This is a genomic window from Mesorhizobium sp. M8A.F.Ca.ET.208.01.1.1, from assembly GCF_004791315.1.
Taxonomy (GTDB): domain Bacteria; phylum Pseudomonadota; class Alphaproteobacteria; order Rhizobiales; family Rhizobiaceae; genus Mesorhizobium.
In genome coordinates, this window is the sequence record NZ_SRUT01000008.1 from 1 (window position 1) to 18942 (window position 18942).

Annotated in this window: 17 protein-coding genes and 1 pseudogene; 6 read left to right on the forward strand and 12 right to left on the reverse strand. The window is 62.9% G+C overall.

Annotated elements, in window-relative coordinates; all coding sequences use genetic code 11:
* Nucleotides 1-295, reverse strand: a pseudogene (locus EN851_RS27020) (5-aminolevulinate synthase); the annotation flags it as partial.
* Nucleotides 296-573: 278 nt separating this feature from the next.
* Here EN851_RS27020 and galE point away from each other — a divergent pair.
* The 3 genes from galE (at nucleotide 574) to EN851_RS27035 (ending at nucleotide 3137) form a co-directional block, all read left to right on the forward strand.
* Nucleotides 574-1569 (forward strand): UDP-glucose 4-epimerase GalE, encoded by a 996-nt coding sequence (gene galE, locus EN851_RS27025; RefSeq protein ID WP_127276972.1) that lies wholly within the window; start codon nucleotides 574-576, stop codon nucleotides 1567-1569.
* A 103-nt stretch (nucleotides 1570-1672) separates the two neighbouring features.
* The gene (locus EN851_RS27030) at nucleotides 1673-2923 is read left to right on the forward strand and encodes a D-amino acid dehydrogenase (RefSeq protein WP_135930357.1); all 1251 of its coding nucleotides are present in this window, start codon (nucleotides 1673-1675) and stop codon (nucleotides 2921-2923) included.
* A 1-nt stretch (nucleotide 2924) separates the two neighbouring features.
* Entirely contained in the window at nucleotides 2925-3137 is a 213-nt protein-coding gene (locus EN851_RS27035; protein WP_210234942.1) for a hypothetical protein, read from the forward strand.
* Here EN851_RS27035 and EN851_RS27040 read toward each other — a convergent pair whose 3' ends face one another.
* From EN851_RS27040 to EN851_RS27070, 7 genes are all read right to left on the reverse strand, one after another.
* Nucleotides 3138-4514 carry an FGGY-family carbohydrate kinase gene (locus tag EN851_RS27040; protein ID WP_135930358.1) on the reverse strand — a complete coding sequence of 459 codons (1377 nt, stop codon included), beginning with the start codon at nucleotides 4512-4514 and terminating at the stop codon, nucleotides 3138-3140.
* Nucleotides 4511-4828 carry an L-rhamnose mutarotase gene (rhaM, locus tag EN851_RS27045; RefSeq protein ID WP_135930359.1) on the reverse strand — a complete coding sequence of 106 codons (318 nt, stop codon included), beginning with the start codon at nucleotides 4826-4828 and terminating at the stop codon, nucleotides 4511-4513. The genes EN851_RS27040 and rhaM overlap by 4 nt, the downstream gene beginning before the upstream one ends.
* Nucleotides 4828-5829, reverse strand: a complete 1002-nt coding sequence (locus EN851_RS27050; protein WP_135916984.1) for an ABC transporter permease — start codon at nucleotides 5827-5829, stop codon at nucleotides 4828-4830. The genes rhaM and EN851_RS27050 overlap by 1 nt, the downstream gene beginning before the upstream one ends.
* Nucleotides 5830-6097: 268 nt before the next feature.
* Entirely contained in the window at nucleotides 6098-7072 is a 975-nt protein-coding gene (locus EN851_RS27055; protein WP_127276982.1) for an ABC transporter permease, read from the reverse strand.
* On the reverse strand, nucleotides 7069-8610 hold the full coding sequence (locus tag EN851_RS27060; protein WP_135930360.1) for a sugar ABC transporter ATP-binding protein: 1542 nt from the start codon (nucleotides 8608-8610) through the stop codon (nucleotides 7069-7071). The genes EN851_RS27055 and EN851_RS27060 overlap by 4 nt, the downstream gene beginning before the upstream one ends.
* Nucleotides 8611-8694: 84 nt before the next feature.
* Nucleotides 8695-9690, reverse strand: a complete 996-nt coding sequence (rhaS, locus tag EN851_RS27065; protein WP_127276986.1) for a rhamnose ABC transporter substrate-binding protein — start codon at nucleotides 9688-9690, stop codon at nucleotides 8695-8697.
* A gap of 55 nt (nucleotides 9691-9745) precedes the next feature.
* Nucleotides 9746-10549 carry a DeoR/GlpR family DNA-binding transcription regulator gene (locus EN851_RS27070; protein WP_027145694.1) on the reverse strand — a complete coding sequence of 268 codons (804 nt, stop codon included), beginning with the start codon at nucleotides 10547-10549 and terminating at the stop codon, nucleotides 9746-9748.
* A gap of 186 nt (nucleotides 10550-10735) precedes the next feature.
* Here EN851_RS27070 and EN851_RS27075 point away from each other — a divergent pair, with 186 nt between their 5' ends.
* The 3 genes from EN851_RS27075 to ggt all read left to right on the forward strand — a co-directional run bounded on the left by EN851_RS27075 (nucleotide 10736) and on the right by ggt (nucleotide 16194).
* Complete coding sequence (locus tag EN851_RS27075; protein WP_127276988.1) at nucleotides 10736-12838, forward strand: bifunctional rhamnulose-1-phosphate aldolase/short-chain dehydrogenase; 2103 nt, start codon at nucleotides 10736-10738, stop codon at nucleotides 12836-12838.
* An 88-nt stretch (nucleotides 12839-12926) separates the two neighbouring features.
* On the forward strand, nucleotides 12927-14219 hold the full coding sequence (gene rhaI / locus EN851_RS27080; RefSeq protein ID WP_135930361.1) for an L-rhamnose catabolism isomerase: 1293 nt from the start codon (nucleotides 12927-12929) through the stop codon (nucleotides 14217-14219).
* A 235-nt stretch (nucleotides 14220-14454) separates the two neighbouring features.
* A complete protein-coding gene (gene ggt, locus EN851_RS27085) occupies nucleotides 14455-16194 on the forward strand; it encodes a gamma-glutamyltransferase (RefSeq protein WP_135930362.1) in 1740 nt (579 codons plus the stop codon).
* 84 nt (nucleotides 16195-16278) lie between these two features.
* Here ggt and EN851_RS27090 read toward each other — a convergent pair whose 3' ends face one another.
* From EN851_RS27090 to EN851_RS27105, 4 genes are all read right to left on the reverse strand, one after another.
* Nucleotides 16279-16620, reverse strand: coding sequence for a hypothetical protein (locus EN851_RS27090; RefSeq protein ID WP_015319229.1), 342 nt, complete (start codon nucleotides 16618-16620; stop codon nucleotides 16279-16281).
* A 270-nt stretch (nucleotides 16621-16890) separates the two neighbouring features.
* Nucleotides 16891-17379, reverse strand: coding sequence for a hypothetical protein (locus EN851_RS27095; RefSeq protein WP_245520816.1), 489 nt, complete (start codon nucleotides 17377-17379; stop codon nucleotides 16891-16893).
* Between the two features lie 257 nt (nucleotides 17380-17636).
* A complete protein-coding gene (locus EN851_RS27100) occupies nucleotides 17637-18077 on the reverse strand; it encodes a hypothetical protein (RefSeq protein ID WP_135930363.1) in 441 nt (146 codons plus the stop codon).
* Nucleotides 18078-18400: 323 nt separating this feature from the next.
* Nucleotides 18401-18697, reverse strand: coding sequence for an adenylate cyclase (locus EN851_RS27105; protein ID WP_210212440.1), 297 nt, complete (start codon nucleotides 18695-18697; stop codon nucleotides 18401-18403).
* Nucleotides 18698-18942: the final 245 nt, after the last annotated feature.

An 18942-nucleotide genomic window follows, 5' to 3' on the forward strand; every position in this document is an offset into this window, starting at 1 on the left:
GCTCATGCTCGAGTTCGACCAGCGGGTTGGACGTGCCGGAAATGTTGCGGGTGCCGCCGGCGCCAGAGCCCATCTTGCCGGCCGCGCTCTGGAACGCGGCGATGACGTCGGCGTGCTGGCCCATGCCAAGATAGTCGTTGGAGCACCAGACGGTGATTTCCTCGGCGCGGCCGTTGGAACGCCAGATGGCGCGCGGAAACTTGCCCGCGATGCGCTCTAGATCGGCGAAGACGCGGTAGCGACGCTCGGCATGGAGCTGGTCGATCGCGTCCTCGAAGAACCGCTGGTAATTCATGTAGGCTTCCCAATTTTGCGCGGGATCATAATCATTGGTGTTTTGGTCGTCCACCGGGCCGATTTGGTCAAAATGCCACGCCCCGGACCTGTTCCTAACGATGGCGGATCGTGGCCTATTCCCAATCCGTGGCACGCTCTTTGGTTCACTTTTGTTTCCGCACGATGCCACATCAAGTGAACGCTGGTTACCTTAGGTTTTAATGGGCAGACGGCGGACTTTCCAGTAAGGCGGTTGTTGAGACAGTTTCCGATAAATCTGGGTAAGCGAGGATTTGGATGGCGGTTTTGGTGACAGGTGGCGCCGGCTATATCGGCAGCCATATGGTCTGGGAATTGCTGGATGCGGGCGAAAGCGTGGTCGTTCTCGACCGCCTTTCCACCGGCTTCGAATGGGCCGTGGCGCCGGAGGCAAAGCTGGTCGTCGGCGATGTCGCCGACAAGGAATTGGTCGGCTCGGTCATCAGGGAGAACAAGGTCGACGCGATCATCCATTTCGCCGGCTCCATCGTGGTGCCGGAATCGGTCGCCGACCCGCTCGCCTACTATGAGAACAACACCTCGAAGACCCGCACGCTGATTGAAACTGCAGTGCGCGAAGGCGTGCCGAACTTCATCTTTTCCTCGACAGCTGCCGTCTATGGCGGCGCCGGCCTGGAACCGGTGCGCGAGGATGCCCGCCTGGCGCCCGAATCGCCTTATGGCCTGTCCAAGCTGATGAGCGAGTGGATGCTGCGCGACGCGGGCCTTGCGCACGACATTCGCTACACGGCGCTGCGCTATTTCAACGTCGCCGGCGCCGACCCGAAGGGCCGCACCGGCCAGTCCACCCCGGGCGCCACCCATCTGATCAAGGTCGCCTGCGAGACCGCGCTCGGCAAGCGTCCCTTCATGCAGGTCTTCGGCACCGATTATCCGACGCCCGACGGCACCTGCATGCGCGACTATATCCATGTCAGCGATCTGGCCGCCGCGCATCGCCTTGCCTTGCAGCGGCTGCGCGCCGGCGGCGCCAGCCTCGTCGCCAATTGCGGCTACAGCCATGGCTATTCGGTGCTCGAAGTGATCGACAGCGTGCGGCGCGCCTACGGGCATGATTTCGAGGTCAGGATGGGCGACCGGCGTCCCGGCGATGCCGCGGCGGTGGTCGCCAATTCCGATCTCGCGCGGTCCGAACTCGGCTGGACCCCGCAGCGCGACGATCTCGACCAGATCGTCAACGACGCGCTGGCCTGGGAGCGCATCCTGACCAGCAAGAATTCCGCACGGGGCTGAGCTCGCTTTCTCCAAGGGCTCGCAAGGCGCGTGGCGACGCGCTATGGAAGCATTCGCGACACGGCGTGGAGGCGCCGTGCCGGGAAGAGCTTTGGGGGATGGCATGAAGATAACGGTGCTTGGAGCCGGCGTCGTCGGTACGGCGGCCGCCTATTACCTGGCCGCCGACGGCCATGAGGTCACCGTGATCGAGCGCCATCCGGCGCCGGCGCGGGGCACCAGCCAGTCGAATGCCGGGCTGGTGTCTCCGGGCGATGCCACCGCCTGGGCCTCGCCGGCGGCACTTAAGACCTTCCTGCGCGGGCTCTACAATCATGATCTCGGCATCAAGGTGCGGTTGCGCTTCGATCCCTATTTCCTCGCCTGGAGTCTGCGCTTCCTGCGCCAGTGCACGGTGGCCCGCCTGCGCGCCAACAGCCGGGTCAAGCTGCGGCTCGCGCTCTATTCGCGCGACTGCATCAACGCCATCTCCAGTGACACCGGCATCCATTATGACGAGCGCAAGAAGGGCATCCTGTATTTCTTCCGCTCGCAGCACAGCCTCGACACTGGCACCGACAATTATCGCTATCTGGCCGAGCATGGCCTGCCGATCGAGATCGTCGGCCGCGATCGGCTGGTCGAACTGGAACCGGGCCTTGCAGGCGTCAAGGAAAAGATCGCCGGCGGCGTCTATTCGCCGATCGACCAGACGGGCGATTCTCGGCAGTTCGTGGAAAATCTGGCCGCCTATGCCGCCGAAAAGCTCGGCGTGAGGTTTCGCTACGGCACCACGGTCGAGGGCTTCGACATCGAGGGCGACCGGGTGCGCGCCGTGATGACCTCGGCCGGACCGGTCACCGGTGACGCCGTCGTCCTATCGATGGGTCCGGAAAGTGGGCTGCTCGGCCGTCGCTACGGCATCGACCTGCCGGTCTATCCCGTGAAAGGTTATACGGCGACGATTCCCCTGGATGACGAGAGCAAGGGCCCGACCATGGGCGGCGCCGACGAGGACCAGCTGATGGCTTATTCGCGGCTTGGCAATCGATTGCGGTTGGCTTCGACCGCAGAATTCACCGGCTTCGACCGCACCCACAAGCCCAGCGACTTTGCCACCATGTTCAGGACCGGCAAGGACCTGTTCCCCGGCGCCTTCGACGAGAAGAAGGCGGAGCTGTGGGCCGGTTTGCGGCCAATGATGCCGAACTCGGTGCCGGTCATCGGCCAGGCGAAATACCGCAACCTTTATCTCGACACAGGCCACGGCCATGTCGGCTGGACCATGGCCTGCGGTTCGGGAAAATTCCTCGCCGACCTCGTTGCCGGCCGCAAGCCGGAGATCGATCCGCAGGGACTGGTCTACAGGGGATAAAATGTCGGGCCCGCAAGTCGCCATCGACCTTGGCCGCACTGAGTGCAACGCGCGCACCATCGTCGAGCGCTGCGCGCTGTCTCATATCAAGGTGTTCGGCGTCACCAAGGGTATGTGCGGCATGCCGCAAGTGGCGCGCGCCATGCCGCGGCGGTGTCGCCGAATCGACGCGGTCAATTTCGTCATGTCGGCCTTCGGCAAGCGGATCCTCTGATCAGCCAACTGCCTCGACCGCCGCCTGCCACGCGCGCGCATACTCCGCCCAGGCCGGATCGGCCGGCGGCTCTTGTGTTTGGCCCTTACCATGCGCGGCTCCCTGATCCGATGCCAGCAGGGCGGCCCCGATGCTGGTGCCCGTCGCGGCTTCCGATGCGATGACCGCACGGCCAGTGCTCGCGGCAAGCATCCGCCTGAACAATTGGTTGCGCGCAAAGGGTCCCTCGACCGTCGTCGGGCCACCGCCGCCGATCAGGTCGAGGCAAGTGGCGGTCATCAGCGCCAGGTAGAAGGAAATGGCGGCAAAGCGCTGGCCGGGAGGGATGGCCTCGCCCTTGCGCCATGCGGCCGCATGGTGCGGAAACGGCCCTGAGCCCTGCTGGGTCGAAGGCAAAAGTAGGGTCTTGCGCGCCAGCACGGCGGCGACGTCGTTGTCGCTCCAGTCCTGCGCCGCGCCTTCGGTCAGCAGCGAGAATTCCCGGCCGCCCATGAAACGCGCCGAGGGCACGGGATCGCCGAGCGCGTTGACGTTGACCAGCGTATCCCTTGCCGGGTCGAGCGCCACTGTCCTGCCGGCGACCGCCATCGATACCACCCAGGTGCCGGTCGAGACCACCGAGAAGGGCGGGGCGTCGGACAGGAGATGCGGCAACAGGGAGGCGTTGGAATCGTGCAGGCCGCAAAAGACAGGCGTTTGAGGATCGAGCCCGGTGCGCTGCGCAAGCACGGGCAGGATCGGGCCAAGGCGGTCCCTGGCCGGCCGCACGGGCGCCATCAGGTCGCGCCAGCCCAGGCGGTCGACCAGCGCTGAAAAATCCGCTGTCCAGGGGTTCCACAGATCGGTGTGGCAGCCGAGCGACGTGACCTCGTTGGCGGCGACGCCGGTCAGACGCAGCGCCCAGTATTGCGGGTACATCAGCATCGCGGCGGCCCTGGCGAACTCCGTCGGGAAACTTTGTTGCTGCCAGAAGAATTGCGCACCGAGATTGAGGCCGAGCGGCAGGCGCGGCGTGCCGGTCTCGGCGAAAGGCGGGCGGATCGCGTCATAGTCCGCCGCGAGTTCATCGGGGCCGTCGAATTCATAGTCGAGAACCGGCAGCACGAGTTCGCCGGGAGCATCGACCAGCACGCCGGTCGCGCCATGGGTGGTGATTGAAATGGCGTCGATGCGCTGTTCGCGGTTGAGGTCGGCAAGGCTGTCGAGGGTGAACGCCCACAGCGCTTCGACATCGTGGTGCGGGTAGGGCGCTTGCCGCAACGGCGCGTTCGCCACGCGGCGCAGCGCCACCTCGCTCAATGTGGCGAGATCGACCAGCGCCACCTTGGCGTTGGTCTTGCCGATATCGATGACGGCGACGTGGCGGATCGCGCTCATTCCATATGGAACATTATTTCCAGCGCAACGGCCACTGGTTCGTTGTCCGGTTTCGTCTCCATGGTGTCGGCCATATGGGCCCACCAGCGCTGCATCACAGGATGCTTCGGCAGATCGGCCATGCCGTGACCATCGCGCCGCCACAGCACGCCGAACAGGATGTTCGTCTCGTCGTCGAGATGGATCGAGTAGTCGGAGATGCCGGCCTGCTTCAGCAACGCGACAAGCGACGGCCAGATTTCATCGTGGCGCTTTTTGTACTCGGCCTTCATGCCGGGTTTGAGCATCATCTTGAATGCGCATTTCTCGGACATCAGGCTAGGCGTCCCCCGCGCAGCCGTCGCCAGACGATCGGCAGGGCGATAACGATGATCAGCAGCAGGCCAATGAAGATCGACATGACGATGCCGGGCACGTTGAGCAGGCCGAGGCCGAAGGTCACCAGCCCCATGATGAAGGCGGCGAGCACGACGCCCAGAATGCTGCCGGCGCCGCCAAGGATGCTGACGCCGCCAAGCACCACCATGGTGATCACCTCGAGTTCATAGCCCTGTGCGATCGACGGTCGCGTCGAGCCGAGCCGCGAGGTGATCAGCACCGAAGCGATGCCCGACATCAGCCCGGTCAGGCAGAACAGGATGAATTTTATGCGGCCGACGCGCACGCCTGAAAACTGTGCCGCGACCGGGTTGTTGCCGATGGCGAAGACACGGCGGCCGAAACTCGTCCGGTGCAACAGGAACCAGTAGACGACGGCAGCGATGAGGAAGAGCACCAGTTCGAACGACACCACCCACCAGACGTAGCCCTGGCCGAAGAAGGCGAAGCTTTCGGGATAGCCCTTGTAGGCCTGGTCGCCGAGGATGATGAAGGCAATGCCGCGAAACAGGCTCATCGTGCCGATGGTGACGACGATGGAAGGCAGACCGAGCCGCGTCACCAGCAGCCCGTTGAAGGCGCCACAGCCGAGGCCGACGACGATGCCGATCAAAACAAGCACTGGCGTGCCGGCGCCGGCCTGCACCGCCATGCCCATCATGGTCGAGGCGAGCGCGATGATGGCGGCCACCGACAGGTCGATCTCGCCAGAGATGATGAGCAATGCCATGGCAAAGGCGATCAGGCCCTTCTCGGTAAAGTTGAAGGTCAGATCGGACAGCGAATAGGGGTCGAGGAAATAGGGCGAGGCGAAACTGTTGATGGCGAATATGGCGATGGCCACCACGACCAGCAGCGCTTCCCAGGAAAAGATCGCCGAAGAGAGCGGCTTGTCGAGCCGGTCGGGAATGTGGCGCGGGGCGGGGGTATCGGTCATGCGGCATGCTCCAGACGCTGGCGCTGCCCGTCGCAAAGAGCGTCCCTTCTCCCCGTCACTATACGGGGAGAAGGTGCCCGAAGGGCGGATGAGGGGCGGCGCCAATGTTCGGAGGTGCTCAACGTATGCGGCGAGTTCCGGCCGAGGCAAATCGGACCGTTGCTATTCGCAACGATCCTGTTTGCACCGTAAGCGCCGCCCCTCATCCGCCTGCCGGCACCTTCTCCCCGTATAGTGACGGGGAGAAGGGAGCACTTCAACGTCCCGCTCATGCCTCCGCCTTCCTCAGAATAATCCGCCCCTTTTGGCGTTCGCCGCGGGCGTTGAGCACCACGGCCAGGATGATGGCGCTGCCCGAAATCGCCATCTGCCAGAAGGGCGAGATGTTGATGACCGGCAGCGCATTGGAGATGATGCCGAGGAACAATGCGCCGAGCACCGCACCCCCGACCGAGCCGATGCCGCCCGCGATCGAGATGCCGCCGATGACGCAGGCGGCGATGATGTTGAGCTCATAGCCGTTGGCGACCTCGACCGACGCGATGACATACCGCGAAATCCAGAGATAGCCGGCGAGGCCACCGATCATGCCGGAGATGCAGAAGACGATGAATTTCGTGCGCCCGACATCGATGCCGGTATAGACCGATGCCGTCGGATTGACGCCGATGGCATAGATCGAGCGGCCGAGCGCGGTACGCGTCATCAAGACGAAGAACAGCGCGATGACCAGGATGGCGATCCAGGACAGCACCGGAATGCCAAGCAAGGCCGCGCGCTGAAAGCCGATGAAATCCGGGCTCATCTTGTCGGCGTTGACCCAGGCGCCGCCCGAAATGACGAAAGTGGCGCCGCGATAGATGGTCAGCGTGCCCAATGTCACCACGATCGAGGGGATGTTCAGCCGCCAAACCAAGAGGCCGTTGATGGCGCCGAGCACCAGCCCGACGGCAAGCGCGATCACGACCAGCAGCGGGATCGGGATCGCCGGATGGGCCGCGTTCAGCATCGCTACCACCATGCCGGTGAAGCACAGGTTGGAGGCCATCGACAGGTCGATCGACCGTGTCAGGATAACGACCATCTGGCCGAGCGCCAGGATCATCAGGATCGAGGTGTCGTTGAACACCTGGCGCAGGTTGCCGGGGTCGGCAAAGCCCGGAAAGCGCATCGAGATCAGTCCGATCAGCACGGCGATGGCCGCCAGCAGCCAGATTTCGCGGTATTTCAGGAAAGCCTTCATGCCGCGATTCCCGCTGCCGTCCGGACCAGCGTCTCGGCGTCCAGTCCCTTATTGTCGTAGACCGCCGCGACCAGGCCCTCGCGCATGACCACGACGCGATCGGACATGCCGAGAATCTCCGGCAGTTCCGACGACACCATGATCACCGAGAGGCCCTGTGCGACGAGCTCGGCCATGAAGCCGTGCACGGCGGCCTTGGAGCCGATGTCGATGCCCTTGGTCGGCTCGTCGAGGATGATGACCTTGGGCGTCGTCGCCAGCCATTTGGCGATGACCACCTTCTGCTGGTTACCGCCCGAGAGGGTACCGACATCCTGGCTGAGCGAAGAGGCGCGCAGGTCCAGCCGCTCGGTGTAGGAGCGGGCAAGCGAAAACTCTTCCGCGAGCCGCAGCATACCGGATTTGGAGGTGCGGGCGAGCGATGGGAGCGAAACATTCTGGAAGATCGGCAGGCCGATCACCACGCCTTGCTTGCCGCGCTCCTCCGGCACGTAGACGATGCCGGCCCCGATCGAATCCGCGGCCGATTTCGGCGCGATTGCCTTGCCTTCCAGCGTGATCGTGCCGCCGGATATGCGGGTGATGCCGGATATCGCCTGCATCACCTCGCTGCGCCCGGCGCCGACAAGGCCATAGAAACCGAGGATTTCGCCCTTGTGCAGCTCGAAGCCGATATTGTTGAACTCAGTTGGATGCGAGAGGCCGGAAACGGAAAGCACCGGCGCGCCGATTTCAGCCTTGCGCTGCGGAAAGATGTGGTCGACCGAACGGCCCACCATCATGCGTACGATCTGGCTCTGGCCGGCATCCTTGATCAGCCCTTCGCCGACCATCTCGCCGTCGCGGAAGACCGTGTAGCGGTCGGCGATGCGGTAGATCTCGTCGAACTTGTGGCTGATGAACAGGATCGCCTTGCCCTGCTCCTTGAGGAACGCGATGAGCAGGAACAGCTCCTCGATCTCCTTCATCGAAAGGGCGGCCGTCGGCTCGTCCATGATGACGATCCCAGAGTCGATCGACATGGCGCGCGCGACGGCGACGAGATGCTTGTTGGCGATGCCGAGATCCCTGAGCCGCGCATCGGCGTCGATATGGCCGGCATGCATGGTGTCGAGCACTTCGCGCGCATTCTTGCGCATCATGCGCCAGTCGATGGTGCCAAAGCGCGTGCGCGGCGCATGGCCGAGAAAAATGTTTTCGGCGACACTGAGATCGTCGAACAGCACGGTTTCTTGATGGATGGCGGTGACGCCAATTCCGAAGGCGGCGTGCGCGCTTGGCAGCGTGACGGCCTGTCCGTCAATGCTGATGGTGCCTGCATCGGGCTGGTAGATGCCGGTCATGATCTTGACCAGCGTCGACTTGCCGGCGCCGTTCTCGCCGATCAGCGCGGTCACCTGACCCGGATAGAGCGACAGGCTGACATTGTGCAGGGCCCGCACGCCGGGAAAGCTTTTTGAAATGCCGGACAGCGTCAGGCGTGGAGCCGAGGCCGGAGGCCGCTCCTTTGTCTCGTTGTGTCGGGCCGTCGTGTCCATATCCGTATCAAGCCCTGAAACTAGGTCCGTTTGAAGTCGCGGCGGGATGTGACTCCCGCCGCGTCAGCTTGAAAAACTCAGTGATCAATAGATCTTGGAGAACTTCTCGATGTTGGACTTGTCGAACTGGAAGGGCGGAGCCATGGCGGCCGAGTTGGTGTCGTCGAGCGTGACCTTGCCGACACGGCCGATCGACAGCGTCGCACCCGGCTTGGCTTCTTCCTTCTTCACCGCCAGGTCATGGGCGAGGTAGACGGCGGAATAGCCGAGGTCGATCGGGTTCCACAGCGCAACCGCCTGGCTGGCGCCGTTGTCGATGAACTTCTTGAACTCCGACGGCAGCGCCAGGCCGGTGACGTTGACCTTGCCGATCAGGTTCTCGTCTGTGACGACCTGGGCGGCGGCAACGACGCCTACTGTGGTCGGCGCGATGATCGCCTTGAGGTTCGGGTAGGACTTCAAGAGGCCCTTGGCCTCGTCGGTGCTCTTGGCCGAGTCGTCATCGCCATAGACGGTGGCGACCAGCTTGATCTTGGGGAACTTCTCCGGCAGCACCTTCTTGGCCGCTTCGATCCAGGAGTTCTGGTTGGTCGCGGTCGAGGAGGCCGACAGGATGGCGACGTCGCCGCCTTCCGGCAGATAGTCGGCGGCGAGCTTGATGATGGTCTCGCCTATCAGGCCGGTGTCGGACGGGTTGAGGTGAAGCTGGCGGCCTTCCTTGGCGACGCCCGAATCCCAGGAGATGACGGTGATGCCGCGCTCCATGGCCTTCTTCAGCACCGGCACCAGGGCGTCGGCGTCATTGGCGGAAATCGCGATGGCGTTGACCTTCTGCGCGATCAGCGAATTGACAACTTCGATCTGCGCCTCGGCGGTCGCCTTGGTCGGGCCGGTGTAGATGATGTCGACGTCGCCGAGTTCCTTGGCGGCCTCTTCGGCGCCCTTGTTGGCGGCATCGAAGAAGCCGTTGCCGAGCGACTTGACCACCAGCGCGATCTTGACGTTTTCCGCGTAGGCGGCATTCACGAACATGGCGGCCGAGAAGGCCGCCGTCACCATCAATTTCTTCAAGATGCTCATCTGATATCCTCCCTTGAGCGTTGCATTCCATCGCCGCTGCGGGCGTGAGTTGGTCTCAGGCCTGCAGTGAAGATTCTTCCTTTGTCGACTTGCGGGCGACGATCAGCGTCACCCCCGCGGTTTCCAGCATCTTGGCTTCGCGGTCCTCGATGCCGTCGTCGGTGATGACGGTGGCGATGCGCGAAAGACCGCACAGGATCAGGCTGGAGCGTTTGCGGAATTTCGAGGAATCGACCAGCACCACCAGTTCGTCGGCCTGGTCGATCAGCTTCTGCTCCGCCTGGATCAGCAGCGGATCGCCTTCCATCAGGCCGAGAGGCCCCAACCCTTGAGCACCCATGAACATGCGGCGCGCGTAGAAATTGCGCGTCACGTCATTGTCGAAGGGCGACAGGATGATGTTCTGCTCGCGGTAGATCGTGCCGCCCGACAGCATCACCGTGTTCTTGGAGTGCTTGAGCAAGTGCTCGGCGATCGGGAACGAATTGGTGAAGATCGGCATGCGGCGGCCGGTCAGGAAATGCACCATCTGGAAGGTGGTGGTGCCGCCATTGATGATGATCGGCTCGCCGTCCTTGCACAGTTCCACGGCCTCGCGGGCGATGGCCCGCTTCTGCGCGGCGTTGAGCGTTTCGTTGACCGAGAAGGGCCGGCCGGCCAGCCCGATGAACTGCGGCGGCGATATCGCCTCGGCGCCGCCGCGCACACGGCGCAGGCGTTTCTGCACATGGAGAGCCGCGATATCGCGCCGGATCGTCGCCTCGGACGACTCCGTCAGGTCGACCATTTCCTGCACCGTCACCACAGGTTTTTCCTGGACGGCGGACAGAATGATCCTGTGGCGCTCTTTTTCGTGCATGGTTCCTCCCTGCCTGGCCATCTAGGCACCCAAAACGAGCAGTGTCAATCATTTCCGATCATATAATTTCATTGTGCAGTGCAATATGATCGATCTTGATCGTTTGTGATTGACAAGTTTGTGTCTTGCGTAGACATTCCCGACAAAATGGACCGCGTTTTTTTGCGTCCCCAGGGAGGATTACCTATGCTCGACAAGCGCTCCGGCTCGCGCCTCGCCAATCTGTGGGATGATGCGAAGGCCAAGGGGATGAGCGATCCCGAGCTTCTGGTCTATCGCTCGAACACGCTCGGCTCCGACAAGCGCGTCACCAACTATGGCGGCGGCAACACCTCTTCGAAGATATGGCAGAAGGATCCGCTCACCGGCCAGGATGTGGAAGTGCTGTGGGTCAAGGGATCGGGCGGCGACAGCGCTTCGATCAAGCTTGATGGCTTCGCCACCCTCTACATGGACAAGCTGCAGGCGCTGAAGGGGCTTTATCGCGGCGTCGAGCACGAGGACGAGATGGTGGGTTATCTTCCCCACTGCACCTTCAACCTCAATCCGCGCGCGGCCTCTATCGACACGCCGCTGCACGCCTACGTACCGAAGCCCTTTGTCGACCACATGCATCCCGATGCCATCATCGCGATTGCCGCAGCGAAGGATTCCAGGGCGCTGACCAAGGAAATCTTCGGCGACGCCATCGGCTGGCTGCCATGGAAGCGTCCCGGCTTCGAACTTGGCCTGTGGCTGGAAAAATTCTGTGTCGAGAACCCTGAAGCCAAGGGCGTCATCCTCGAAAGCCACGGCCTGTTCACCTGGGGCGATACGCCCAAGGCGTGCTACGAGACGACGATATCGGTAATCAACCAGGCGATCGAATGGTTCGAGCGCCGCTCCGAGGGTGTGGCGATCTTCGGCGGCGAAGTGGTCAAGTCGCTCGACGCTTCGGCTCGTCGCGACATCGCTGCGAAACTGATGCCGAAAATCCGTGGCCTGATCTCGGAAAAGAGCCACAAGATTGGCCATTTCGACGATTCGGCCGCCGTGCTCGAATTCGTCAACTCGAAGAATTTGCGCCCGCTGGCTGCACTCGGCACCTCATGCCCGGATCATTTCCTGCGCACCAAGATCCGCCCGCTGGTGATCGAATTCGATCCGGCAAAGCCTGATGTCGATGCCGTCATCGCGCGCCTCGCCGACGACATTGCCGAATATCGCGTCGGCTACCAGGCTTATTACGACAGTTGCAAGCATCCGGATTCACCCGCCATTCGCGATCCCAACGCCGTGGTCTACCTGATGCCCGGCGTAGGCATGTTCACCTTCGCCGGCGACAAGGCGACGGCGCGCATCTCGGGCGAGTTCTACGTCAACGCCATCAACGTCATGCGCGGCGCCTCCACCGTCTCTTCCTATGTCGGCCTGCCCGCGCAGGAGGCTTTCGACATCGAGTACTGGCTGCTGGAGGACCTGAAGCTGCAGCGCATGCCGAAGCCGAAGTCGCTCGCCGGCCAGATCGCGCTGGTCACCGGCGGCGCCGGCGGCATCGGCCGCGCGACGGCCAACCGGCTGCTGCGCGAAGGCGCCTGCGTGGTGCTGGCAGATATCGACGAGGCGGCGCTCGCGGGCGCCAATGAGGAACTGGCCAAGACCTATGGCAAGGATTTCGTCCGCCCGGTGCTGATCAACGTCACTTCGGAAGACCAGGTCGTCGCCGGCTTTGCCGAGACGGCGGTCGAGTTCGGCGGCATCGACATCCTGGTGTCCAACGCAGGGCTAGCCTCCTCGGCGCCGATCGAGGAGACGACGCTGGCGCTGTGGAACAAGAACATGGACATATTGTCGACCGGCTATTTCCTGGTCTCGCGGGAAGCATTCCGGCTGTTCCGGGTACAGAAGATCGGCGGCAATATCGTCTTCGTCGCTTCCAAGAACGGCCTTGCCGCATCGCCCAACGCCTCTGCCTATTGCACCGCCAAGGCCGCCGAGATCCATCTCGCCCGCTGCCTGGCGCTGGAAGGCGCGGAAGCCCAGATCAGGGTCAATGTCGTCAACCCGGACGCCGTGCTGCGCGGCTCGAAGATCTGGACAGGCGAGTGGAAGGAACAGCGCGCCGCCGCCTACAAGATGTCGACCGACGATCTGGAAGAGCACTACCGCTCGCGTTCGATGCTGAAGCGCTCCGTCTTCCCGGAAGACATCGCCGAGGCGATCTATTTCCTGGCCTCCGACATGTCGGCCAAATCGACGGGTAACATCATCAACGTCGACGCCGGCAACGCGCAGAGCTTTACGCGCTGAGCTTCCTTCTCCCCGTTCTACGGGGAGAAGGTGCCCGAAGGGCGGATGAGGGGCGGCGCCAGCCGTGCGAGTACTGGGAGGAACAGCAGTGTCCGAATTGATCATCTCGGCCGACGTCGTCGAAAAAAATAATGCCGCGCGCAAGGCCGACCTCGAGCGTGACTACGCCTCGCTCCGCGAGCGCCTCGACCGCCGCGGCATCGCCATCGATGCCATCAGGGACAAGGTCGAGAAATTCGCGGTCGCGATCCCCTCCTGGGGTGTCGGCACTGGCGGCACCCGCTTTGCCCGCTTTCCCGGTGCCGGCGAGCCGCGCGACATCTTCGACAAGATCGAGGACTGCGCCGTCATCAGCCAACTGACGCAGGCGACCCCGACCGTCTCACTGCACATTCCGTGGGACAAGGCCGATCCGAACCGGCTGAAGCAGGCGGCCTCCCGCTTCGGTCTCGGTTTCGATGCCATGAATTCCAACACCTTCTCGGACGCGAAGGACCAGAAATTCTCCTACAAATTTGGCTCGCTGTCGCATGCCGATGCCGGCGCTCGCCGGCAAGCCGTCGAGCACAATCTCGAATGCATCGAGATCGGCGAGACGCTTGGGTCCAAGGCGCTGACGGTGTGGATCGGCGACGGCTCCAACTTCCCCGGCCAGGTCAATTTCGCCAAGGCCTTCGAGCGCTATCTCGATGCCATGCGGGAGGTCTATGCCGGCCTGCCGGCCGACTGGAAGCTGTTCACCGAACACAAGATGTACGAGCCGGCCTTCTATTCCACGGTCGTCCAGGACTGGGGCACCAACTACATCATCGCCAAGGAGTTGGGCGACAAGGCGTTCTGCCTCGTCGACCTCGGCCATCATGCGCCCAACGTCAACATCGAGATGATCGTGTCGCGGCTGATCCAGTTCAAGAAACTCGGTGGCTTCCACTTCAACGATTCGAAATATGGCGACGATGACCTCGATGCCGGTTCGATCGACCCCTACCGGCTTTTTCTCGTCTTCAACGAACTGGTCGATGCCGAACTATCCGGCGCCGATGGATTCGACCCGGCCCATATGCTCGACCAGAGCCACAACGTCACTGACCCCATCGAAAGCCTGATGCTGTCGGCGGTCGAGGTCCAGCGCGCCTATGCGCAGGCGCTGCTGGTCGACCGCAAGGCGCTCGAAGGCTTCCAGGAGGCCAACGACGCGCTGATGGCGACGCAGACGCTGAAGGCTGCTTATCGCACCGATGTCGAGCCGGTCCTGGCCATGGCGCGGCTGAAGACCGGTGGCGCCATCGATCCGGTCGCCGCCTATCGGGCGGCGGGCTACCGCGCCAAGGTCGCGGCCGAACGGCCTGCAGTCGCAGGTGGTTCCGGCGGTATCGTCTGAGGTCGAGCCACTCCCCCTCATCCGGCCGCTTCGCGGCCAACTTCTCCCCGAGGGGAGAAGAGGTCAGCGCCGGTGCAAGCTCCTCTCCCCTTGGGGAGAGGTCGGATTGCCCGAATTGCCCTTGCAATTCGACTTGGCAATCCGGGTGAGGGGGTCTCTCACGCGCTTATTCAATTGTTATTGGACTAACGCCCCCCGAAGGTCTTTCCTAGGCGTCCCGCTTAGGAGTCCCGCCATGCACCTCACCCGCCGGACGCTCATTGCCGTCAGCCTTTCGATCACCTTCGCCTTCATACCATCCGCCGCCGTCTTCGCCGCCTCGCCGGCACCCGCCAAGGGCGAGAACGGCATGGTCGTCACCGCCCAGCATCTGGCTTCCGAAGTCGGCGTGGAGGTTCTGAAAAAGGGTGGCAATGCCGTCGATGCGGCTGTCGCCGTCGGCTATGCCTTGGCCGTCGTCTATCCCAATGCCGGCAATATCGGCGGCGGCGGCTTCATGACCATCCGCTTCAAGGACGGCAAATCGACCTTCCTCGATTTCCGCGAGCGGGCGCCGCTTGCCGCGACCAAGACCATGTATCTCGACAAGGACGGCAAGCCGGTGAAGGGCGCCAGCCTCGACGGCTATCTCGCGGTCGGCGTGCCGGGTTCCGTGGCCGGTTTCGAGATGGCGCGCGAGAAATACGGCACCTTGTCCAGGCAGGACCTGATGGCGCCGGCGATCGCCTATGCCAAGGACGGGTTCATCCTCAATCAGGGCGATGCGGCTTCATTCGCCGGCAGCGCCGACAGGCTGGCGAAGGACCCGGCGGCCGCCGCCATCTTCCTCAAACCCGAGGGCAAGCCCTATGGCATCGGCGAGAAGCTGGTTCAGCCCGACCTTGCCGCCTCGCTCTCGGCCATTTCCGAGAGAGGTCCCGATGCCTTCTACAAAGGCGCCATCGCCGACGCCATCGTCAAGGCGAGCGGTGCCAAGGGCGGTATCCTGGCCAAGGGTGATTTCGAGCAATATGCGGTGCGCGAGCTGAAGCCCGTCACCTGCTCCTATCGCGGCTATGAGATCATCTCTTCGCCGCCGCCGAGCTCGGGCGGCGTCATCATCTGCGAAATCCTCAACGTGCTGGAGGGCTATCCGCTGTCCTATCTCGGCGCCGGTTCGGCCGAAACGGTGCATGTCATGGTCGAGGCGATGCGCCACGCCTATGTCGACCGCAACTCGGCGCTCGGCGACCCGGATTTCGTCGACAATCCGGTCTCGAAGCTGCTCGACAAGACCTATGCCAAGGACATCCGCGACAAGATCGATCCGTTCCGGGCCGGCGTGTCGCAGGATTTGATGCCGAAGGGCTTCGGCGAATCGAAGGAGACCACGCATTATTCGATCATCGACAAGGACGGCAACGCGGTCGCCGTCACCTACACGCTGAACGGCTCCTTCGGCGCCGGCGTCGTCGCCGACGGCACCGGCATCCTGCTCAACAACGAGATGGACGACTTCACCCAGAAACCCGGCGTGCCCAATCTCTATGGCCTGGTCCAGGGCGAGGCCAACGCTATCCAGCCGAAGAAGACGCCGCTCTCCTCGATGAGCCCGACCGTGGTGGCCAAGGACGGCAAGCCGTTCATGGTCATCGGCAGCCCGGGCGGCTCGCGCATCATCACCATCACGCTGGAGGCGATCGTCAATGTGATCGACCACGGCATGAACATCCAGGAGGCGATCGACGCGCCGCGCATCCATCACCAATGGCTGCCCGACACGGTCTATGTCGAGCCGTTCGGGCTTTCGCCCGATACCGAAAGGCTGCTCGCCGGTATGGGCTATCACCTCGATCTCGCTCACCAGAGCTGGGGCCAGGCGGCGGGCATTCTCGTCGGCGGCAAGAGCCTGGCGGAAATCGAGAAGGGCGGCGGCGCGCGCTACAATGGCGCCATCGACAGCCGCGCGGCGTCGGGCGAAGCGCTTGGATATTGACAGGCCGCAAGCCTGTTCCTTGCCGGACGAGGCCGGATTCCACCCTTCGGGAGCGGCCTCCGCGTCATGGCCCGGCAGGAGCCGTCAGGTCACCAGCGTGATGGTCGATGCAATCAGCATCAAGGCGGCAATGCCGACGAACAGCGCATAGATGCGTGGCCGGTCGAGCAAAAGCGCATTTCCCGATATCCAGGCCGACGTGGCGCCGCCCAGAGCGAAGAGGAAGCCGTTGCGATGGCCGAAAGTCATCGACGCGGCCATCAGCCCGCCGATAATCAGGGCGCCGAACACGATGATCACGGCGACCGCGTATTTCTCGAAGTCGTTGTTGCCGATCCCTGGTCCGATCGCGTTCAAATTCGGCAGGTCGTCCGGATCGAAGGGGTTCGCCGACCCGTATTCGTCTTGACCCATGGATTCTCGCATCACTTGATCTCCGCTGACCGGCAACAAACCATCAACGCCTGCCGAGCGCAACCCGATCGCGCTGTGGCGGATGCGCCCGGCACCGCTCTGGGCCCCTCTCGGGGATGGTTTTGCGGAGCTGTTGCCCGATCGCGTCACCTACCTTCTCGGGTTTGTCGCCTCCGATCCTGCCGGTGACGGTCAACCGCTCGGTACAGGCGGCTTTCGCGCTGCGGCAACCGAATACCGCCCTGGCTGAACACCTGTCTCGGTAAGAACCACCTCGCGCCATCATTGCTGTAAAGGAGGGGCGCTCAGTCGACGATAGGGGATGCCATCGAATCTTGCCGTCACAAAATCGGCGACGGACATCTTGCGCTTGCGTCCGTCGCTGCAGGCGTAAACCGGCCAACCGGCATCGCTGCATTCGCTGGCTGCGCAAATACGCGCCAGGCAGTTACCGATAGTCAACCGGAAGCCGCCCTTGCCGGCGAAGCCTTGCAACAAGCTGCCGTCCGCCGAGCGCCATGTCCGCGCCCGGAATTCCGCCCGCAAAAGCAATGGTTCGAGAGGGATCGCAAGGCTGGTTTCGCCGGCGCGCCCTGCGAACTGCAGACGGAAGCGCGCCATTGCAGTCGCGTACGCGGTCACAAGATCCGATTCGCGAAAATAGGCGATCGGCAGGTTGGAGCGATCAAACAGATGAGACATGCGTTCGCTTGCCTCTACCGGCATCAGCAAGGCAACAAAGACAAGAAAGGCGACGCAAGCTCGCGACATTTTACAGCAGCCATATTGGTCTCGGCCTGCCGGTTTGGCCCCGGTTGCCCCCCAGCAACATCCCGCCAATCGTCGTCCTGCGCAAGCCGCTTGCCGAGGCAGTCCATGAGGCGGCCGAGTGTGCAATTCGCAAAGGCCGCCGCGTTAAAGCGATTGGAAGCGAAGACGGTGACCCGCATCGACGAATTTGCGCGGGCGATGGCGATGTACAGTCGGCGTTCGCGGCAAAGAAGAACAGCTACCGCAGCCAGGGTTCCTTAGCCGAGGCGAGCCGGTGGCAGTTCGAACAGATTGGCGCCGTTCTCCTGGCCCCGCTCGACATAGCCGATGATGCCGAACCATCTGGCGACGTCAGGCCCCTGCAGCCAGCTGCGCGAATGGATCGGAAGGTTGCCGGCCAGCGCCTGGATATGCCTGATATGCCGCTTGCAGAAGCGCACCGTCGAGGCGCGGAAGAAATCCTCCTGCGCGGCAAACAGCGTATCGGCGGCATCGCTGTTTTCGTGCCAGGCAATGATCGCCACGGCCTTGTCGCCCTCAACGAGCGCATGCGCCCGGCCTTCCTTCAAATTCATCATCAGATTGTCGTAGGCGATCTTGCTGTCCTTGCCGGCCGCCACGTACTCGTCCGACATCCGCTTGGACAGGCTATGGAAGACATCCTCGAGATCCCCGAGCGTAGCCGCGCGTGCTCTCATCTCACCTCCTGCAGCCCCGGCAGGGAGTTTGCCCTAGGGATGGTGGGGCGCCAAGCAAATTGAATCCCCCAGGAGCCCGGTGAGAGCAAAGTCGTTCCGTCCATCGATATCCGTGAGTACCCCCCGCCACGCCGAGAAGTGAGCCTGGCCCGATCAATTCCGAGATCCGAGGTTAGAAAACGCTCGGATCAGCAGATTCGCCGCGGCTTTCGCGTGGTGCCGGCGAGTTTCCCGAGCTCACGCCCACAAGTGGCGTCAACTTGGCGGGATGCGTTGGCCCGGCTGCTTCGGCGGCCGGGCCTGTTGTTCCGCGGACCGTGCTGTCACCTATTATGGGACTGCTGGAAGCCGGCCACGTCGTACTGAGATACGCTCTTGGGATTCTTCGAGTTTTGCGGCTGGGTGCCGGCGTAATGTGTTCCGGCATTTCCATCCGGGTTGAAAGCTGAGCCCGGGGCAGAGCTGGCGTGGCCGGGGGTCGCACTTCCTGTTTGAGCAGTTCCGATTTCTTGGCTGGGCTGACCTGTCGTGCCCGTCACCGTGTGAACATTGGTGGCCAAAGCCATGCTGGTGGAACCTATGAACAAGCCTGCCACCATCGGAATGAGGAGATGTCTCATGATCGTTCTCCCAAAAGCATTTGATTTTGGGCGCTCGGGGTCTTGAGAGCGCCCGGCGAACTAAAGTTAGAACGCTCTTCGGACCATCATTCATCCCGACTGTCGCAAACTGTGATCTGTTTGTTTCACCGTGACACGCTTTTGGCGGCTTCGGTCTCCAGGTCCTTTAAGGCATCAGGGAACAAGAGCCTGTGGATCCCAGTTAACTGGATATGCCAGCCAAGATCAAAGAACCACAGCCGAAG

Excerpts from the sequence above, each read along its gene's own strand:
- galE (WP_127276972.1), top strand. The coding sequence starts at position 574 with ATGGCGGTTTTGGTGACAGGTGGCGCCGGCTATATCGGCAGCCATATG.
- EN851_RS27030 (WP_135930357.1), top strand. The coding sequence starts at position 1,673 with ATGAAGATAACGGTGCTTGGAGCCGGCGTCGTCGGTACGGCGGCCGCC.
- EN851_RS27035 (WP_210234942.1), top strand. The coding sequence starts at position 2,925 with ATGTCGGGCCCGCAAGTCGCCATCGACCTTGGCCGCACTGAGTGCAAC.
- EN851_RS27040 (WP_135930358.1), bottom strand. The coding sequence starts at position 4,514 with ATGAGCGCGATCCGCCACGTCGCCGTCATCGATATCGGCAAGACCAAC.
- rhaM (WP_135930359.1), bottom strand. The coding sequence starts at position 4,828 with ATGTCCGAGAAATGCGCATTCAAGATGATGCTCAAACCCGGCATGAAG.
- EN851_RS27050 (WP_135916984.1), bottom strand. The coding sequence starts at position 5,829 with ATGACCGATACCCCCGCCCCGCGCCACATTCCCGACCGGCTCGACAAG.
- EN851_RS27055 (WP_127276982.1), bottom strand. The coding sequence starts at position 7,072 with ATGAAGGCTTTCCTGAAATACCGCGAAATCTGGCTGCTGGCGGCCATC.
- EN851_RS27060 (WP_135930360.1), bottom strand. The coding sequence starts at position 8,610 with ATGGACACGACGGCCCGACACAACGAGACAAAGGAGCGGCCTCCGGCC.
- rhaS (WP_127276986.1), bottom strand. The coding sequence starts at position 9,690 with ATGAGCATCTTGAAGAAATTGATGGTGACGGCGGCCTTCTCGGCCGCC.
- EN851_RS27070 (WP_027145694.1), bottom strand. The coding sequence starts at position 10,549 with ATGCACGAAAAAGAGCGCCACAGGATCATTCTGTCCGCCGTCCAGGAA.
- EN851_RS27075 (WP_127276988.1), top strand. The coding sequence starts at position 10,736 with ATGCTCGACAAGCGCTCCGGCTCGCGCCTCGCCAATCTGTGGGATGAT.
- ggt (WP_135930362.1), top strand. The coding sequence starts at position 14,455 with ATGCACCTCACCCGCCGGACGCTCATTGCCGTCAGCCTTTCGATCACC.
- EN851_RS27090 (WP_015319229.1), bottom strand. The coding sequence starts at position 16,620 with ATGCGAGAATCCATGGGTCAAGACGAATACGGGTCGGCGAACCCCTTC.
- EN851_RS27095 (WP_245520816.1), bottom strand. The coding sequence starts at position 17,379 with ATGTCGCGAGCTTGCGTCGCCTTTCTTGTCTTTGTTGCCTTGCTGATG.
- EN851_RS27100 (WP_135930363.1), bottom strand. The coding sequence starts at position 18,077 with ATGAGAGCACGCGCGGCTACGCTCGGGGATCTCGAGGATGTCTTCCAT.
- EN851_RS27105 (WP_210212440.1), bottom strand. The coding sequence starts at position 18,697 with ATGAGACATCTCCTCATTCCGATGGTGGCAGGCTTGTTCATAGGTTCC.